Annotated in this window: 19 protein-coding genes and 2 rRNA genes (1 of these 21 running past the window's edge); 1 reads left to right on the plus strand and 20 read right to left on the minus strand. The window is 47.4% G+C overall.

The window, feature by feature from the left end; genetic code table 11:
- Positions 1–58 precede the first annotated feature (58 nt).
- From spoVG to metG, 9 genes are all read right to left on the minus strand, one after another.
- Positions 59–358 carry a septation regulator SpoVG gene (gene spoVG, locus EAT1B_RS08485; protein ID WP_012727733.1) on the minus strand — a complete coding sequence of 100 codons (300 nt, stop codon included), beginning with the start codon at positions 356–358 and terminating at the stop codon, positions 59–61.
- Positions 359–498: 140 nt separating this feature from the next.
- On the minus strand, positions 499–1,323 hold the full coding sequence (gene purR / locus EAT1B_RS08490; RefSeq protein ID WP_012727734.1) for a pur operon repressor: 825 nt from the start codon (positions 1,321–1,323) through the stop codon (positions 499–501).
- 73 nt (positions 1,324–1,396) lie between these two features.
- Positions 1,397–2,260: a 4-(cytidine 5'-diphospho)-2-C-methyl-D-erythritol kinase gene (gene ispE, locus EAT1B_RS08495; protein WP_035387866.1), complete on the minus strand. Its 864-nt coding sequence runs from the start codon at positions 2,258–2,260 to the stop codon at positions 1,397–1,399.
- Positions 2,261–2,360: 100 nt separating this feature from the next.
- Positions 2,361–2,597, minus strand: a complete 237-nt coding sequence (locus EAT1B_RS08500; protein WP_012727736.1) for a Veg family protein — start codon at positions 2,595–2,597, stop codon at positions 2,361–2,363.
- 82 nt (positions 2,598–2,679) lie between these two features.
- On the minus strand, positions 2,680–3,558 hold the full coding sequence (rsmA, locus tag EAT1B_RS08505; protein WP_012727737.1) for a 16S rRNA (adenine(1518)-N(6)/adenine(1519)-N(6))-dimethyltransferase RsmA: 879 nt from the start codon (positions 3,556–3,558) through the stop codon (positions 2,680–2,682).
- Positions 3,555–4,115 (minus strand): ribonuclease M5, encoded by a 561-nt coding sequence (rnmV, locus tag EAT1B_RS08510; protein ID WP_012727738.1) that lies wholly within the window; start codon positions 4,113–4,115, stop codon positions 3,555–3,557. Before rnmV ends, rsmA begins: the two co-directional genes overlap by 4 nt.
- Positions 4,108–5,400 carry a 3D domain-containing protein gene (locus EAT1B_RS08515; RefSeq protein WP_012727739.1) on the minus strand — a complete coding sequence of 431 codons (1,293 nt, stop codon included), beginning with the start codon at positions 5,398–5,400 and terminating at the stop codon, positions 4,108–4,110. Before EAT1B_RS08515 ends, rnmV begins: the two co-directional genes overlap by 8 nt.
- Positions 5,397–6,164 (minus strand): TatD family hydrolase, encoded by a 768-nt coding sequence (locus EAT1B_RS08520; RefSeq protein WP_012727740.1) that lies wholly within the window; start codon positions 6,162–6,164, stop codon positions 5,397–5,399. Before EAT1B_RS08520 ends, EAT1B_RS08515 begins: the two co-directional genes overlap by 4 nt.
- Before the next feature lie 51 nt (positions 6,165–6,215).
- Positions 6,216–8,177, minus strand: a complete 1,962-nt coding sequence (metG, locus tag EAT1B_RS08525) for a methionine--tRNA ligase (protein ID WP_012727741.1) — start codon at positions 8,175–8,177, stop codon at positions 6,216–6,218.
- 331 nt (positions 8,178–8,508) lie between these two features.
- Here metG and EAT1B_RS08530 point away from each other — a divergent pair, with 331 nt between their 5' ends.
- Positions 8,509–8,802, plus strand: a complete 294-nt coding sequence (locus EAT1B_RS08530; RefSeq protein WP_012727742.1) for an AbrB/MazE/SpoVT family DNA-binding domain-containing protein — start codon at positions 8,509–8,511, stop codon at positions 8,800–8,802.
- A gap of 16 nt (positions 8,803–8,818) precedes the next feature.
- On the opposite strand, the gene rsmI is transcribed toward EAT1B_RS08530, so the two are convergent.
- From rsmI to EAT1B_RS08585, 11 genes are all read right to left on the minus strand, one after another.
- The gene (rsmI, locus tag EAT1B_RS08535; protein WP_012727743.1) at positions 8,819–9,688 is read right to left on the minus strand and encodes a 16S rRNA (cytidine(1402)-2'-O)-methyltransferase; all 870 of its coding nucleotides are present in this window, start codon (positions 9,686–9,688) and stop codon (positions 8,819–8,821) included.
- Entirely contained in the window at positions 9,660–9,938 is a 279-nt protein-coding gene (locus tag EAT1B_RS08540; RefSeq protein WP_012727744.1) for a GIY-YIG nuclease family protein, read from the minus strand. Before EAT1B_RS08540 ends, rsmI begins: the two co-directional genes overlap by 29 nt.
- Positions 9,931–10,668, minus strand: a complete 738-nt coding sequence (locus EAT1B_RS08545; protein ID WP_012727745.1) for a tRNA1(Val) (adenine(37)-N6)-methyltransferase — start codon at positions 10,666–10,668, stop codon at positions 9,931–9,933. The genes EAT1B_RS08540 and EAT1B_RS08545 overlap by 8 nt, the downstream gene beginning before the upstream one ends.
- Positions 10,669–10,728: 60 nt before the next feature.
- The gene (gene yabA, locus EAT1B_RS08550) at positions 10,729–11,064 is read right to left on the minus strand and encodes a DNA replication initiation control protein YabA (RefSeq protein ID WP_012727746.1); all 336 of its coding nucleotides are present in this window, start codon (positions 11,062–11,064) and stop codon (positions 10,729–10,731) included.
- A gap of 23 nt (positions 11,065–11,087) precedes the next feature.
- Positions 11,088–11,918, minus strand: a complete 831-nt coding sequence (locus tag EAT1B_RS08555; RefSeq protein WP_012727747.1) for a stage 0 sporulation family protein — start codon at positions 11,916–11,918, stop codon at positions 11,088–11,090.
- A 6-nt stretch (positions 11,919–11,924) separates the two neighbouring features.
- Positions 11,925–12,917: a DNA polymerase III subunit delta' gene (locus EAT1B_RS08560; protein WP_012727748.1), complete on the minus strand. Its 993-nt coding sequence runs from the start codon at positions 12,915–12,917 to the stop codon at positions 11,925–11,927.
- Between the two features lie 14 nt (positions 12,918–12,931).
- Positions 12,932–13,261, minus strand: a complete 330-nt coding sequence (locus EAT1B_RS08565) for a cyclic-di-AMP receptor (RefSeq protein WP_031421800.1) — start codon at positions 13,259–13,261, stop codon at positions 12,932–12,934.
- Positions 13,261–13,899: a dTMP kinase gene (gene tmk, locus EAT1B_RS08570; protein WP_012727750.1), complete on the minus strand. Its 639-nt coding sequence runs from the start codon at positions 13,897–13,899 to the stop codon at positions 13,261–13,263. The genes EAT1B_RS08565 and tmk overlap by 1 nt, the downstream gene beginning before the upstream one ends.
- A gap of 3 nt (positions 13,900–13,902) precedes the next feature.
- Complete coding sequence (locus tag EAT1B_RS08575) at positions 13,903–15,321, minus strand: aminotransferase class I/II-fold pyridoxal phosphate-dependent enzyme (RefSeq protein ID WP_012727751.1); 1,419 nt, start codon at positions 15,319–15,321, stop codon at positions 13,903–13,905.
- A 72-nt stretch (positions 15,322–15,393) separates the two neighbouring features.
- Positions 15,394–15,510, minus strand: a 5S ribosomal RNA gene (gene rrf / locus EAT1B_RS08580).
- A gap of 55 nt (positions 15,511–15,565) precedes the next feature.
- Positions 15,566–16,180, minus strand: a 23S ribosomal RNA gene (locus EAT1B_RS08585) (it continues 2,299 nt past the right edge of the window).

Below are 16,180 nucleotides of genomic sequence, written 5' to 3' on the forward strand. Positions count from 1 at the left end.
TTCCTTAACCATTGAAACGCAAAAAAACAGCGGTAGGCAACCTAACCGCTGTTTTCTGTTATTCATGTGTACCGTATGACACATGTTGTGGGTCAAGGATTTCCACATCCATATTGGAATAGGTTTCCAATACAGCCGCTTCGACCTTTTGTCGCATCTCCCCGTTAATCGGATGCGCAATATCCCGAAAAATCCCTTCTGGTGTCCGTTTGCTCGGCATGGCGACAAATAGACCGCTACTTCCTTCGATGATTCGAAGGTCATGTACAACGAATTCATGGTCAAGTGTGATTGAGGCCAACGCTTTCATTCTGCCTTCTGTCGCGACTTTGCGAATTTTTACGTCTGTGATCTGCATGTTTCGCATCCCCTTTTTCATCGTTGTCTACGCCATGGTGTGATCTTCTGTAAGGTTCAGTTGGTTTCAAACGAACGTCATGACTTCATATTGATAAGTCTATACCCTCTAATCATAAAACGAAATCAAAATTTTGCCAATCACTTTAAGAATTGTTCCACATTCCCCCGCGAAATGGTGACAAGCCCTTCATCAGGATCGACATTCGTTAACTTCATCAAGCTGACGTATTCACTCACCATCTTCTTCTCGGCTCCTTCGGCCTCCATCAAGACACCGACGCCCGCCAGGTTGGCCTCAAATTCATTCAAGAGACTCATCATCCCACGAATCGTTCCGCCGGCCTTCATAAAGTCGTCAATTAGGAGCACATTCGCACCACGTGGCAGACTGCGACGTGCGAGCGCCATCGTACGGATCGCTTTCGATGAACCCGATACATAATTGATACTGACGGTCGAGCCTTCTGTGACACGGCTATCCGAACGAACGATGACAAACGGAACACCTAACTGCTCAGCGACCGCATAGGCAAGTGGAATCCCTTTCGTCGCAATCGTCATGACCACATCGACTTTCCGGTCGGCGAAGACGGACGCAAAGACCTGCCCCATCGGTTTCACCTGACTTGGATTACCTAGTACATCCGTGAGGTAGAGATAGCCTCCTGGTAAGAGACGCTCCGGTTTTGATAGTTGCTCACAGAGCGTGTCAATCATCTCCAGCGACTTTTCCTTACTCCATCCCGGGATGAACATGACACCACCGGCTGCACCAGGGACAGTCACCAGTTTTCCAATCCCATCATGGGACAACATTTCACTGACAATGACAAGGTCTTCACTAATCGACGACTTTGCAGCTTTATAGCGACTTGAAAACATCGACAACGAGACAAGCTGATGCGGATGATCAAGTAAATAACGGGTCATATCGACGAGACGACCACTTCTACGAATTTTCATACGGATTCTCCTTCACATCTTCAATAATAAACGAATGTTCTATTGAGAATATATCACTTTCATTCGTTTTTGTTCAATGTCTTTTGCCGAGAATCCGAACGACGAACACTTCTGGGCAAAATCCTTTCAATCCATTATAGATTCGATGCGCTTTTTGCTCGTGTTCAATCAGCGCAAACACGGTCGGTCCGCTTCCACTCATGAGAACACCTTCCGCTCCGCAATGACGCATCGTTTCTTTGATCTGTTTCACTTCCGGGTGCAGCTTGAGTGTCACACTCTCAAGTGAGTTCCCAAGGTGTTCACAGATTCCATGAAAATCTTTTTGGCGAATCGCCTCCACCATGGCATCGGTATCAGGATGATGTACCTCTTCCATACGCACTGCCCGATACACATCTGCCGTCGATACCCCAATTTTCGGTTTACCGAGAACGACATAGCACGGTGGCGGGGACGGAATCATTTCTAACTGTTCACCACGACCTCTTGCAATGGCTGTGCCACCGATGACACAAAACGACACGTCCGATCCAATCTCGGCACCGAGCTCTGCTAGCTCCTCTAATGACAAGTTCAATGAAAACAGTTCGTTCATCCCGCGGAGCGTTGCCGCCGCATCACTCGAGCCACCTGCAAGGCCAGCTGCCACGGGAATCTGTTTATCGAGCACAATCTCGACCCCTTGCTGAATGTTAAAACGCTCGCGCAACAATTCTGCTGCTCGATACGCCAAATTCCGATGATCATTCGGCACATAGGCGTGTTCTGATTGAATCCGAATCTCATCCGATTCTAAAATCGTCAACTCCAAGCGATCTGCTAAGTCGACTGTCGTCATTACCATTTCTACTTCATGATAGCCGTCCGGACGCTTTCCGAGGACATCAAGTGTCAAATTAATTTTTGCCGGCGCTTTCACACTGATCGTGCGCATCACGTTCACCCTTCCCATTTGTCTCCTGTTCGCCATTGTACCGTAAACGGGCGCACAAAAAAAGAAGCAGCTGCCAATGCATCCGCCCCTCATTTATAAATCAATTGCCGAATTCAATTTTAACTGTATCCGTTAGGACATCAGCGTAGCTATACGAGACACGTTCCACATTATGCAGGTCTTCATCCAATTTCACAACGAACACCGCGGGATATGTCTCAACGAGCGTTCCAAACCGAGTAACAACTTTCTTACGACCGCCGTTTGCTTTCAACGTCAATCGTTCACCAACATGCGATTCGAGTTTTTGTCTGATTTCTTGTAACGTCTTTGGCATACGCTTCACCTCACTGTTACAAGTATAGCATAATTGAATATGAAAATAAAGATTAATATTATAACGACTCGTTTTCAGGTCGTCAACTATTTTTAAGTGGTAAAATTGTGTCAGACAAACGTGCGAATTCTTCTAGGCTTAACGTCTCTCCACGACGTTTCGGATCGATTCCAGCCTCGTGAAGCGAACGTTCGAGTTCGACCTTATGTTCTTTCCCGATATAGTTTGTCAAATTGTTCAGGATGGTTTTACGGCGCTGAGCGAAGCTTGCTCGGGCCACATCAAAGAAAAATGCCTCATCTTTCACTTGTACGGCCGGCTCTTTACGCATTCGTAGTGTAATGACGGCCGAATCGACGTTCGGTGCTGGGATGAACACGTTTTTCGGGACGATGAAACTGACTTCTGCCTCCGCATAATACTGAATCGCAATCGATAGCGAGCCGTATGCTTTCGTGCCAGGTTTTGCTCCAATCCGTTCTGCCACTTCTTTTTGAATCATCATGACGAGCGAACGGAACTTAACACCGCTCTCAAGCAATCGCATAATGATCGGTGTCGTGACATAGTAAGGTAAGTTGGCGACAACCGAAATATCTTCAATGCCTTCGTTTAAAAATTCTTGCTCCACGATCTCCCGTAAGTCTAGTTCCAGTGCATCCCCATGAATGACTTTCACATGCGGATAAGGCGACATCGTATCGTCTAAAATCGGCAAAAGACGTTGGTCGATTTCAAGCGCAACGACCTTTTTGGCACGCTTGGCCGATTGTTCGGTCAATGAGCCGATTCCGGGACCGATTTCAAGGACACCACTCACTTCACTCAGTTCTGCTGCTCCGACAATCTTACTCAAGATGTTCAAATCGATTAAAAAGTTTTGACCGAGCGATTTTTTGAATGAAAACCCATGTCGCTCTAAAATCGCTTTCGTTCGTTGGATTGTTGCAATGTCTTTCAACCCTGTTCCTCCTCTAATTGAGCAAGTGCCTGCTCCCACTCTTCGATCGTGACGCCGAGCGCCTCGACCCGTTTTACAAATTGTTTGGCATTCGGCTCACCGATTCGAAGCAACACCCCGAGTCGCTTCCGACGCGTCGCGGCCGCTGCTCCACCGATTAAATCCGCCTCCAATACCATTTTCCGTGTGACAATCGGTTGGTCCGTTTCGACACGCGGTTCAAACACTGCCCCTAAGACACGGCGAAGTGACTCTGGAGTCGCATGTTCCACACCGATTTTCCCACGTTTGTCCTTCGCCTCGGCACGAGGCAAGTGTGCGTGCTTACATCCTTTGACGCGTTCCTCGACAATCGCTCGAATACGGTCTCCCGGATAATCTGGGTCCGTCAAAATGATGACCCCGCGCTTCTCCTGGGCACGACGGATTCGTTCAATCGTCTGATCGGATACGGCAGATCCGTTCGTTTCAATCGTATCGACCTCGAACACTTCTTGAAGTCGTGCCGTGTCGTCACGCCCTTCTACGACGATAATTTCTTGTATTTTCTCACGCATTGTCTGATCCTTCTTTCTCTTCTTCCTGCTTCGGAATCACCCAGATGGTGAGCGGTTTGCGACCGAACGTCACAGCCTCTTCCTTTTCATCCATCATGATATCGATTTTTTGCCCTTTGATCGCACTTCCTGTATCCAAGGCAATCGCCATACCGATTCCCTCGACATACACGCGGGTCCCGAGTGGAATGATGGCAGGGTCGACGGCGATGATGCGCATGCCTTCATACAAAATCGTGTCGGTCACATCATATCCGCTTCTTGTCAGCACGCGTCCGTCATACGTCACCGTGTCTTCCGGATTGTTCGTATAAGCGGTCGCTTCCACAAGCAATTGTTTTGCGGATGAAAAATCAAGTACGTCATCTGTTTTCGGCGGTTCGGCAATCTCGACTTCAGCTTCCGGAATGAATGGGCTCGATTCATCCGCGGTCGTCGACTCAGGGTCGGTTACCGGTTCCGTGACTTTCTTCGTTCCCACTTTGATAATCTGCGGCATCGTTTTACGCAACGTCTCGACATCTGTTTTCGTACGATTTGTAATTGTACCATTTTCCACAGTAAGTGCATACCTTGTCCGTTCAAGTCCAGGAACCCCGACCTGCACCATTTGCATCACACCTTCTTCGAGCGTATCATCCTCTTCCTCCACCACTTCAAACGGGATCAACTCACTCTCATATTGAACGACATCACGATTCGTATTGACCGTAATTGTCAATCCTTCTCGAATCGGCGTGGAAGGGGCCGGCATGACCGTATCACTTTCCGTCACATCGATGTTCTCTTCCATTAAGAGTTGCTCCACATCCGTAGCCATTGTATAAATGGTCAACGCCTCTTGACCGACAATGAGATTCACCGCTACGACCGGTTGGTATCGAATCGTCATCCCATTCGTCACCGGTGTACGGACTGATGGATACACCGTATCTCCGTCTCGTACCGTGACTCCGTATCGCAGTAAGACATCCTCTACAGTCCGCTCGCGCGTCTGCACCGTCTCCGTTTGACCGTAGCCAATCTGAAGTGAGACCTCGTGTGAACGCTCAATCCGGATTAGGCGGTCGTCTGGTACATCTTCACTGAGCGCCGGTGTGACATAATCTGATTCATCTAGTGTGATATTTAACTCTTCGAGCACCTCGAGAACCGAGTCGGCTCGTGTCTCATGCTCGATCACTACACCGTCATCGACGATTCGAATCGATTCAGGTTGTAACATCACGTACGCCACAGAAGCCGTCGCAATAATACCGATACTCGCTAATACACGCTTGATCATGGGAGTCGGAACAACTTCTTCGCGTTGACTGTCGTAGCAGCAGCGAGTTCATCGTAAGGCATATCGCGAAGAGTGGCGATTTCTTCGGCTACGTATTTGACGTACGCTGGTTCATTTCGTTTTCCACGGAACGGTGTTGGCGTCAAGTACGGGCAGTCCGTCTCGACAAGCAGACGATCCAGTGGAACTTCTTGCGCTACCGCCTTCGGAACTTTCGCATTTTTGAACGTGACCGGTCCTCCTAACGAAATATAGAAGTTCAAGTCTAGGCACCGAGGCAAAAGTTCGACGGACATGCTGTAACTATGGAACACACCACCGACTTCCTCAGCATGCTCTTCTTCTAAAATATCAAGGACATCCGCCGTTGCGTCTCGGTTATGAATGACAATTGGCATATTCGTTCGCTTGGCAATGGCGATTTGTTGACGGAAGAGGCGCTGTTGCACGTCTTTCGGTGATTTGTCCCAATGATAATCGAGTCCGATTTCACCGAGTGCCATGACTTTTGGATGACTCATGAGTGTTTCGATTCGTGCTAAATCCGCATCCGTACAGTCAATCGCATCGACTGGATGCCATCCGACAATGGCATAGATATCTTCATGCGTTTCTGCCAGTTCAATGGCTCGATCGATGGTCGGTGTATCAAATCCGACGACGAGTAGCGGAGAAACGCCCGCTTCTCTCGCTCGCTCAATCGTCTCCTCCACGTCTTCACTGAACTGTTCCGCATTGATGTGCGTATGTGTATCAATTAACATCTTGTTTCCTCCTTAGAAAAAGAGAGGGAGACCGCGGTCTCCCCCATTCCATTATTTGACGATGGCACCGTTCGGCATCTGGTCTGAGACCGTCGCGAGCTCTAGTTTCCCGTCACGATCTGCAGCTAGAATCATCCCTTGCGAGAGTTCTCCACGGAGCTTGACTGGTTTCAAGTTTGCGACAACGATGACTTTCTTGCCAACCAAATCTTCAGGGGCATACCATTCAGCGATACCAGACACGATTTGACGCGTCTCTTTCCCAAGGTCGACTTGAAGTTTCAACAGTTTCTTCGCTTTTTTAATCTTATCGGCTTCGACGATTTGACCGACACGGAATTCGACTTGATCGAAGACATCAATCGTGATTTCAGGACGAATGTCTTCGTCAGCTTCTTCTACTGATGCCGTCTCCGTCTCTTCAATCCGTGCTTTAGACGCCTGACGCATCATTTCTTGGATTGCATCGACTTCTTCTTTCACGTCACGACGTGGGAAAATCGGTGTCCCGTCCGTCACAACTGCGTCACTAAAGTCTGCGAATGTATCCAACGCCTCCCATGACATGTCCTCTCCCTCGAGTCCGAGCTGACGGAACATCTCTTTTGGAGCGCGCGTCATGAATGGTTGAATCATGATGGCAACATGACGAAGTACGCCCGCAAGGTGTGTCATGACAGAAGCCAGCTCCTCGCGCTTCGACTCCTCTTTCACGAGAACCCATGGTTGTGTCTCATCGATATATTTATTCGCACGGCTGACGAGTTGCCAAATGTTTGTGAGCGCGACCGAAAACTCCATGTGCTCCATGGCTTCTTCTGTTTTGCGTGTCGTCTCTTTCACCACGTTCAACAATTCTGCATCAAATGCCGTGACATTTCCGTTATATGCCGGAATGTTTCCATCGAAGTACTTTTTAATCATCGCAATGGTGCGATTCAATAAGTTTCCGAGGTCGTTCGCTAAATCAAAGTTCAAGCGGTCAACGAACGCTTCCGGCGTGAACGTGCCATCCGCTCCGAATGGAACTTCACGGAGAAGATAATAGCGGACCGAGTCGAGGCCGTAACGGTCGATCAATGGGATTGGGTCCACGACGTTCCCTTTCGATTTCGACATTTTCCCATCCTTCATGAGCAACCATCCGTGCGCAAATACTTGCTTCGGTAATGGAAGATCAAGCGCCATTAAGAGGGCTGGCCAAATGATCGTATGGAAACGGACGATTTCTTTCCCTACCAAATGAACGTCTGCTGGCCAGTAACGGTTGAAGAGTTCATCGTTGTCTGTACCGTATCCGAGTGATGAGATATAGTTTGTGAGCGCATCGACCCATACGTACACGACGTGCTTCGGGTTCGATGGGACTTGTACGCCCCAGTCAAATGTCGTACGTGATACAGCCAAATCTTGAAGACCCGGCTTTAAGAAGTTATTGATCATCTCGGTTTTACGAGATTCTGGCAAAATAAAATCAGGATGTGACTCAAAATATTCAATCAAGCGGTCCGCGTATTTACTGAGGCGGAAGAAGTAGCACTCCTCACGAACGAGTTCGACCGGATGTCCACTGTCAGGACTTTTTCCGTCGACGAGCTGCGATTCAGTGTAGTACGTCTCATCCGGTACGGAATACCATCCTTCATACTCACCGAGGTAGATGTCCCCATTTTTAAGTAATGTCTCGAAAACATGCTCGACCACTTTCTTATGGCGGTCCTCTGTCGTACGGATGTAGTCATCGTACGAGATTTCGAGACGGTCCCATAAGACCTTGATCTCTTCCACGACTTCATCCACGAAAGCTTGTGGCGTCACGCCTGCTTCTTTCGCTTTTTCTTGAATCTTTTGACCGTGCTCATCCGTTCCGGTCAAATAACGGACATCAAATCCTTTTAAGCGTTTGTAGCGCGCAATCGCATCACCTGCTACCGTGGTATATGCGTGACCGATATGCAGTTTTGCACTCGGATAATAAATTGGGGTTGTAATATAAAAAGTCGGCTTCGCCATGATTTATTCTCCATCCTTTCGACATATGCAATTTCCATTATACACGGTTCGACAAAAGAATTTCCAAACCTAATTGTTTGGAATTTTTTTGCGTTTTCTTCGTCATAAATGTTCCAAAAATACCCTTTCTTTGTTTCAAGTTCAAACTTACGGGGAAATTTAGGTATATATCGTTCTTGATTCGACAAATTTCGAAAATTTACTTTTCCAGATAGTAAGCAGTTGACTGCAATTGGAAAGTTTAGTATGCTTTTTGCTGTAGTCACATTGTCGAATTTTGACGATTCATGTCACCACGAGATTTCGACATCATTGGAGGAGGAAACACAAAATGAAATCTACAGGTATTGTACGTAAGGTTGATGAGCTTGGTCGTGTCGTTATTCCAATCGAATTGCGTCGTACACTCGGTATCGCAGAGAAAGATGCTCTCGAGATTTACGTCGACAACGATCAAATCGTTTTGAAAAAATATAAGCCAAACATGACTTGCCAAGTTACAGGCGAAGTATCAGATGATAACTTCAAATTGGCAGACGGCAAACTCATCTTGTCACCAGAAGGTGCACAACGTGTTCTCGTTGAATTGAAGAACATGCTCGAAAATTACTACAGCGAAGAGTAAGCAAGGATTTCCTTGCCTACTCTTTTTTATGCAACTGATGATACGCATCGTATACATCGTTCCGAGATTCGCCACGGTCTTTCGCAGTCTGTTTGATTGCTGCGTTTGGTTTTTGTCCTTCTTCAATATAGTGAACCACGTGTTCATACGTAGAGAGTGCTTCCCACCACGTAGTCGTAGGCGCCGCCTCTGTCGCTCCGCTCACCAAGACGACAAACTCACCACGCACTTCGCCCTCACACCAAGTTAACGCCTCATCCACAGTTCCTCTCAAAAACTCTTCAAACGTTTTTGTCAGTTCACGACCCAATACGATTTGTCGATTCCCGAACACTTGTCGAATCGCTGTCAACATCTCCTTCAAACGATGAGGCGCCTCATAGAAAATGACGGTGCCAGGTTCGTATTGAATCGATTCGAGGACCTCAACCCGATCTTTCTTCTTACGCGGCAAGAACCCGTAATAGAGAAAACGTTCAGTTGCAAGTCCCGATGCGACGAGTGCCGTGAGTGCTGCATTCGCACCGGGTAAGACGACAACCGGGATGTTTGCCTCAATGGCTAATCGCACGAGATCGCTTCCTGGGTCTGAGATTCCAGGCATACCTGCATCTGAGACAACGGCAATCGACTTCCCTGATAACAGATCGTCAATCAGTCTCGGTCCACTCACTTCTTTATTGTGTTCATGATAGCTAATCAATTTTGTCGCAATATCAAAGTGTCGGCAAAGCTTCATCGTTTGCCGTGTGTCTTCCGCTGCGATTAAGTCAACTTCCTGAAGGGTCCGTACCGCTCGATACGTCATATCTTCCAAGTTCCCGATTGGGGTCGGCACGACATACAACGTCGGTTGTTCAGTTTGATAGCTCTTCTGTGAATTCATTGGTCGTCCCCTCCATCAACTTCTCTTTTTGTGCTCGGGTCAATTGCTTGATGGACCATTCGTATCGCATGGCCTCTCGCTTCGTCTCAAACGATTGTACGTACCGAAGTCGTACAGGGAGACGGGCTTTCGTATATTTCGCACCTTTCCCGGCATTATGTGCAAGGAGTCGTTTTTCCACGTCTGTCGTATAGCCCGTGTAGTACGTTCCATCACCGCATTCCAAGATGTACGTATAATGTTTAGGCATCGAGAATAGCTCGCATCGCTTCTGTATACGTATCGTCTTCTTCATAGACAACAAATGGCGGTAAAATTTTAAGACCTGCTTTTCCATCTTTCGATCCCTCGATTAATAAGGTATTCGCCTCGCGTCCCGCTTTCGGGTAAACGAGTTGCATTCGTTTTGGTTCAATTCGATACGCACGCATCAACGTCAGGATATCCAGTAAACGTTCTGGCCGATGCACGAACGCCACTTTCCCTCCCGGTTTGACGAGTTGACTGGCCGTCTTGATGCAATCTTCTAACGTGCACAGCACTTCATGGCGCGCAATCGTATGATGTTCATTTTGATTTCGGAGTGACGTCTCGTTCGCTAAAAAATAGGGCGGGTTACATGTGATCACGTCATATCGTGCATGCCCGAGCTGCGCCGCTGCCGTTTTCACATCGCCCTTCACCACTCGAATTCGCTCTTCGAGATGATTGACCGCCATGCTTCGATTCGCCATGTCAACCAGTTTCGATTGAATCTCCACACCTGTTATCGTTCCTTTGGTACGATATGACAAAAAGAGCGGGATTGCCCCGGTACCGGCACACAAATCGACCAGCTGTCCTTTTTGGATCGGTACCCATACAAACTCTGCGAGCAGTACCGCATCTAATGAAAATGAGAACACATCATCACTTTGAATGATCTTACCTGGACGTCCGAGTAAATCATCAAGGCGTTCTCCATCCTTAACCGTTACCATCGTTTCCTCCTTCTATAAAAGAAAGGCGACGGATAGGGAACCCCTATCTATCGCCCCATATTAATGTTTATTGAGCATCGACAAACAGAAGAGACAGTCCCCATCTTTTCGTACCTGTCCGTAATGGAGGTTACAAATATGGAATCCTTCTTGATACAGCGCAGCTAAATTGTTCTGCCCTTTCCCAGACAATGCGATTTGTGAATCACCATTTGTCGTATCAACTTCTGCCAATTGTTCGACTTTTTCGCGTAAGTGATGATTCTCTAGATACATATGCTGGTTCTCTTCAAGCAAATAAGCGAGCTGCTCTTTTAACACGCCTAAATGTTCGGTGAGGAGCTGCATCTGTTGTTCGATCGCATCCACCCGCATCATCACTTCTTTTTTGTCCATTCTTTCCACTGCTCAGCACCCCATCACTGTTTTGACGGTTTTCGTTTAATCGCACCCACTTCAACGAGTTCATCAATCGTATATGTGACGACACGCGTCCGATCGTGGAGCTCAACTTGAATGAGTTGGTCCAAAATGTTAAGACCGATTACCCGACCATCACCTTCTGGAATTTTGATTCGCTTGCCGACGTCTGGTAAATCACGTTTCAGTTCTTCATATGTGTCGTTCTCATATTTCAAACAGCACATCAGACGACCACATACTCCAGAGATCTTATTCGGATTCAACGAGAGATTCTGGTCTTTGGCCATTTTGATCGAGACCGGTTCGAATTCCCCAAGAAATGACGAACAGCAAAGAACCCGACCACATGGCCCAATTCCGCTAAGGAGTTTCGCTTCATCACGAACGCCGATTTGTCGGAGCTCGATTCGTGTCCGAAACACACTAGCTAAGTCTTTTACCAATTCTCGAAAGTCGACGCGACCCTCGGCAGTAAAATAAAAGATCACTTTATTGCGATCAAATGTATACTCAACATCAACTAGTTTCATGTCTAATTGATGTTCTCGAATTTTTTCTTCACAGACGGCGTGAGCATCAACGGCTGCCAGTCGATTATCGCGTACGATATCCGCATCCTTTTGGTCCGCGACACGAAGGATTGTCTTCAACGGCAGGACGACTTCGTCTTCGCCGAGCTGCTTGTCGACTTGGACGATTTCCCCATACTCAATGCCACGTACCGTTTCAACGATGACATGGTCCCCACGTTTAAGCGTTGCATCGCCTGGTGAAAAGTAATAGATTTTTCCCGCTTCTTTAAAACGGACTCCAACTACTTCAAGCACGCGCTTCTATCCTTTCTGCAAATCGAACGAAAGTCGTTCGAACGTTAATTGAGGATTGACGTTTGCCTCAAGTCGCCGAATGGCCGCATGTACACTTTCAATCGCATGTGTAAGCTTGGTGACAGATCGATTTTGGATAAACGCGTTGTACAAGGCAGCCTCATTCTTAAATAGCTTCGGAGCATACGTATCTCGCACTTTTAAATGAAGTGCCTCCTCTAACCAATGTTCGAATAATTCAAGACCGACTCGCAACTCATTCCGTCCTTTGAAATGCCCTAACCATTTTTCTTGTGCGAACAAGAGCAACTCTTGAGGTCGTTTCGTCAATACTTCAATTAATTGTACCACTAGCCCGTACGCCTGTACAAACCACTCCTGCTCAAGTGCCTCTTTCGCGTCATCCCATTTCGGATAAACGGTCAAGGCAAGGTATGCCAAATCATACGTACAGGACAGTTCTTCTGACATTGTTTGCGCCAACTGAGCTCGGTCGATTGGACGAAAAGCAAGTTGTTGCGCACGCGAACGAATCGTCGGAAGAAGCAGCTGTGGTTGTGTCGTCACTAAAATAGCAAGCTTGCCTACACCCGGTTCTTCAAAGAACTTCAATAGACTGTTCGCCGCTTGAGTCGTCATCTTGTGCGCTTGATGAATGACATACACTTGGCGATCGCCTTCAGCGCCTCGTAGTGATAAATCACTGAGCAGTTGTTGGATCTGTTCTTTTTTAATACTCGCACCGTCCGGCTCCACTTCAATGTAGTCGACGATATTTTTAGAATCCATGCGCCGACAGTTTCGACACACTCCACAAGGCTCTGCACCATCTGGTGATTCACAAAATAAGGCTTTAGCGAACAATGTGGCTGTATCAAGTAAATAAGGCTCATAATCTCCTGAGAAGATATACGCATGCCCCACTTTATTCGAAACGATTGAATTTTGAATGATGCGAGAAACGACAGTTTGCGACTCGCTCAATTCTTGAAAACGCATATGCCCAACTCCCATTAAAACTGATGGAATCCTTCGATCGGCAAGACGAATACCGTCGCCCCTCCGACTTGTACTTCGACCGGGTAAGGAATATATGAATCCGCATGTCCTCCCATCGGTGAGATCGGCGTGATCATTTGGTCGCGACTCGAGCAGTTCGATTGAATTACATCCATCAAATCATCAAGACGCTCTTGTGGAATCCCCATCATAAACGTTGTATTACCTTCTTTTAAAAATCCGCCCGTCGTGGCTAACTTTGTCGCGCGGAAATCTTGCTCGACGAGTGCGTCGGACAAACGTGCGCTATCCTTATCATGTACGATTGCAATTACCATTTTCATCATTTTTGTACGCCTCCTTGTTGTAGTCGTTCAATTGTATAGTCAAGTACCTCATCTTGAATGCATTCAATCGATTGATCGGCATCAATCCGAACGATGCGTTCTGGATACTGTTTCAGTAACGTTTGGAATCCTGCATAGACACGCTCATGGAATGCTTGATCACGACTCTCGATTCGATCAAGCTGTCCTCGATCTTTCATACGTGCACTCGCCCGTTCCGGATTTAAATCGAATAAAAAGGTTAAATCGGGCGTGAGACCATTCGTCGCCCATTCATTTAATGACCGAATCTGATCAAGGTCATACTGCAATCCATATCCTTGATAAGCAATGGATGCATCGATGAACCGGTCGCAGAGAACAATGGCGCCCCGCTCTAACGCTGGCCGAATCACTTGTTCCACGTTCTGTGCCCGTGATGCGGCATAGAGCATCATCTCCACACGTGGTGTCATCTCATGATGATCGGGAGACAATAACACTTCGCGAATCTGATTCCCGACCGTTGTTCCTCCAGGTTCTCGGGTCACGACGATGTCATATCCTTTTTGTTTTAAGTTTTCTACTAATAATTGAAGTTGTGTGGACTTTCCTGATCCATCAGGTCCTTCAACCGTAATAAACATTCCGCTCACGTTTTAAAACTCCTCTACAATAACGTCAATTTGCTCTATCATAACATGCTTACTAGCTTGAAGCTTCCTCCCTAAAGAAATCCATTCCCGGAGCACACGGATTTTTTCTTCTGTAATCCGCTCTCCTTTTAGAATCCATGGAATACCTGGTGGATATGGAATCACCGTCTCTGCTGAAATCAATCCGATTGCTTGGTCGAACAGAACTCGCTGCATTGGAAGAGCTGTTTCTGACGTATAGAGTTCAGACACGCGCTCGGTTTGTGGGAAGGGAAAGATCGTTTCATCGTCTTCAATGATCGGCACATGGGTAGATGCTTTTTTTATTAATTTGATCCAATGTTCGATTTCCTGTTTCTTTATTTCCCTCAATGGCAAGCAGAATAACACATGATCGACTGCCGCCAACTCGATGTCTATGCCGATTGAGGCGAGATGCTGACTAAAGATCAATCCATTCTTTGGATAAGTCAGAATCGTCACTTTCATAAAGTCATCTCCGACTTTTACAACAAAACCAGCTCGTTTTAATTCAAGAACAAATTGTGCATGGCTTTTTTGGATAGCAGACCATTCCTCATCCGTTAAACGTTCTAGATAAGAACGAGCATAATCCAATGAAGCCATGATGAGATAAGACGGACTCGAGGTCTGGAAAGAGGCTAATGCATGCTTCAAACGCGCTTCATCGATATTATCTTTATAGTGAACCCAAGCCCCCATGGTTAAGGCAGGCAACGTTTTATGAGCGGACTGCACGACTGCACTCGCTCCTTCGAAAATTGCAGAGCGACGTGGCAACTGTGGATGAATTAAATGAGCGCCGTGTGCTTCATCGACAAGCAATGGAATGTCTAACGGTGTCAAATAGTCCGAAATCGTTCGAATGTCTGCCATATCCCCATAATAGGTCGGAGACGTCAACATGACGGCTTTCCCTCCAGGAAATTCTTTAATGGCCTGTTCGATCGTATCTAATGTCACGACAGTCGGGATGCCTGTGCCACGTTCAATGGTAGGTGTTAGTAACACTGGCTTTAATCCTAACCACTCGATTGCGTTCCAAACCGATTTATGTGAGTTCCGTTGAACATATACCCGTTCACCACGTTTCACTGTTGCCGCGAGCATACTCCAATTTCCCACAGTCGATCCGTTGACAAGCCACTTACTGTTACTCGCGTATAGATTACCCAACGCACGTTCAGCTTGCTCGATGATTCCCGAGGCATCGTGCAAATCATCTAAATGCGCTAGCTCGGTCAAGTCGTAAGGCATGATCTTTGCGAATGCATCAGGTAAGCGATCATCAACCACTGTACCGTTATGATGACCTGGTACGTGGAAAGAGACGCGGTGTTCACGAACATGCTGTTCTAGAACCTCTAAAAATGTAAATGGATTTTCCCGAGCAGGAGCCATCTGTCATTCCTCCTAAACTATCAAAATATGAAAAAAGACGATCAAGCATATGCTTGATCGTCTTCTGCGTTGGCCTGGCAACGTCCTATCCTCACAGGGGGAGATCCCCCAACTACTTTCGGCGCTGAGACGCTTAACTTCCGTGTTCGGCATGGGAACGGGTGTGGCCGTCTCGCTATCGCCACCAGACTCTACAGGGCTTGTTCCCTGAAAACTGAGGATTCATCAACACAAACCATTAGACTAGATCAAAGCCTCGACCGATTAGTATCATTCAGCTCCACGTGTCGCCACGCTTCCACCCATGACCTATCTACCTCATCGTCTCTGAGGGGTCTTTCTTGATTGCTCAAAGGGAAATCTCATCTCGGAGGGGGCTTCATGCTTAGATGCTTTCAGCACTTATCCCGTCCGCACGTAGCTACCCAGCGGTGCTCCTGGCGGAACAACTGGTACACCAGCGGTGCGTCCATCCCGGTCCTCTCGTACTAAGGACAGCTCTCCTCAAATTTCCTACGCCCACGACGGATAGGGACCGAACTGTCTCACGACGTTCTGAACCCAGCTCGCGTACCGCTTTAATGGGCGAACAGCCCAACCCTTGGGACCTACTCCAGCCCCAGGATGCGATGAGCCGACATCGAGGTGCCAAACCTCCCCGTCGATGTGGACTCTTGGGGGAGATCAGCCTGTTATCCCCAGGGTAGCTTTTATCCGTTGAGCGATGGCCCTTCCATGCGGAACCACCGGATCACTAAGCCCGACTTTCGTCCCTGCTCGACTTGTAGGTCTCGCAGTCAAGCTCCCTTCTGCCTTTGCACTCTTCGAATGATTTCCAACCATTCTGAGGGAACCTTTG

The sequence above is a fragment of the Exiguobacterium sp. AT1b genome (assembly GCF_000023045.1).
Taxonomy (GTDB): domain Bacteria; phylum Bacillota; class Bacilli; order Exiguobacteriales; family Exiguobacteriaceae; genus Exiguobacterium.

Coding starts and splice junctions, on each gene's coding strand:
- yabA (WP_012727746.1), bottom strand. CDS start 11,064: ATGGACAAAAAAGAAGTGATGATGCGGGTGGATGCGATCGAACAACAG.
- EAT1B_RS08530 (WP_012727742.1), top strand. CDS start 8,509: ATGAAATCTACAGGTATTGTACGTAAGGTTGATGAGCTTGGTCGTGTC.
- rsmI (WP_012727743.1), bottom strand. CDS start 9,688: ATGAATTCACAGAAGAGCTATCAAACTGAACAACCGACGTTGTATGTC.
- EAT1B_RS08515 (WP_012727739.1), bottom strand. CDS start 5,400: ATGATCAAGCGTGTATTAGCGAGTATCGGTATTATTGCGACGGCTTCT.
- spoVG (WP_012727733.1), bottom strand. CDS start 358: ATGCAGATCACAGACGTAAAAATTCGCAAAGTCGCGACAGAAGGCAGA.
- EAT1B_RS08500 (WP_012727736.1), bottom strand. CDS start 2,597: ATGCCAAAGACGTTACAAGAAATCAGACAAAAACTCGAATCGCATGTT.
- EAT1B_RS08575 (WP_012727751.1), bottom strand. CDS start 15,321: ATGGCTCCTGCTCGGGAAAATCCATTTACATTTTTAGAGGTTCTAGAA.
- EAT1B_RS08520 (WP_012727740.1), bottom strand. CDS start 6,164: ATGTTAATTGATACACATACGCACATCAATGCGGAACAGTTCAGTGAA.
- EAT1B_RS08540 (WP_012727744.1), bottom strand. CDS start 9,938: ATGCCTAAACATTATACGTACATCTTGGAATGCGGTGATGGAACGTAC.
- metG (WP_012727741.1), bottom strand. CDS start 8,177: ATGGCGAAGCCGACTTTTTATATTACAACCCCAATTTATTATCCGAGT.
- ispE (WP_035387866.1), bottom strand. CDS start 2,260: ATGCGCACGATCAGTGTGAAAGCGCCGGCAAAAATTAATTTGACACTT.
- EAT1B_RS08545 (WP_012727745.1), bottom strand. CDS start 10,668: ATGGTAACGGTTAAGGATGGAGAACGCCTTGATGATTTACTCGGACGT.
- EAT1B_RS08565 (WP_031421800.1), bottom strand. CDS start 13,261: ATGAAAATGGTAATTGCAATCGTACATGATAAGGATAGCGCACGTTTG.
- EAT1B_RS08560 (WP_012727748.1), bottom strand. CDS start 12,917: ATGCGTTTTCAAGAATTGAGCGAGTCGCAAACTGTCGTTTCTCGCATC.
- rnmV (WP_012727738.1), bottom strand. CDS start 4,115: ATGCGTGAGAAAATACAAGAAATTATCGTCGTAGAAGGGCGTGACGAC.
- purR (WP_012727734.1), bottom strand. CDS start 1,323: ATGAAAATTCGTAGAAGTGGTCGTCTCGTCGATATGACCCGTTATTTA.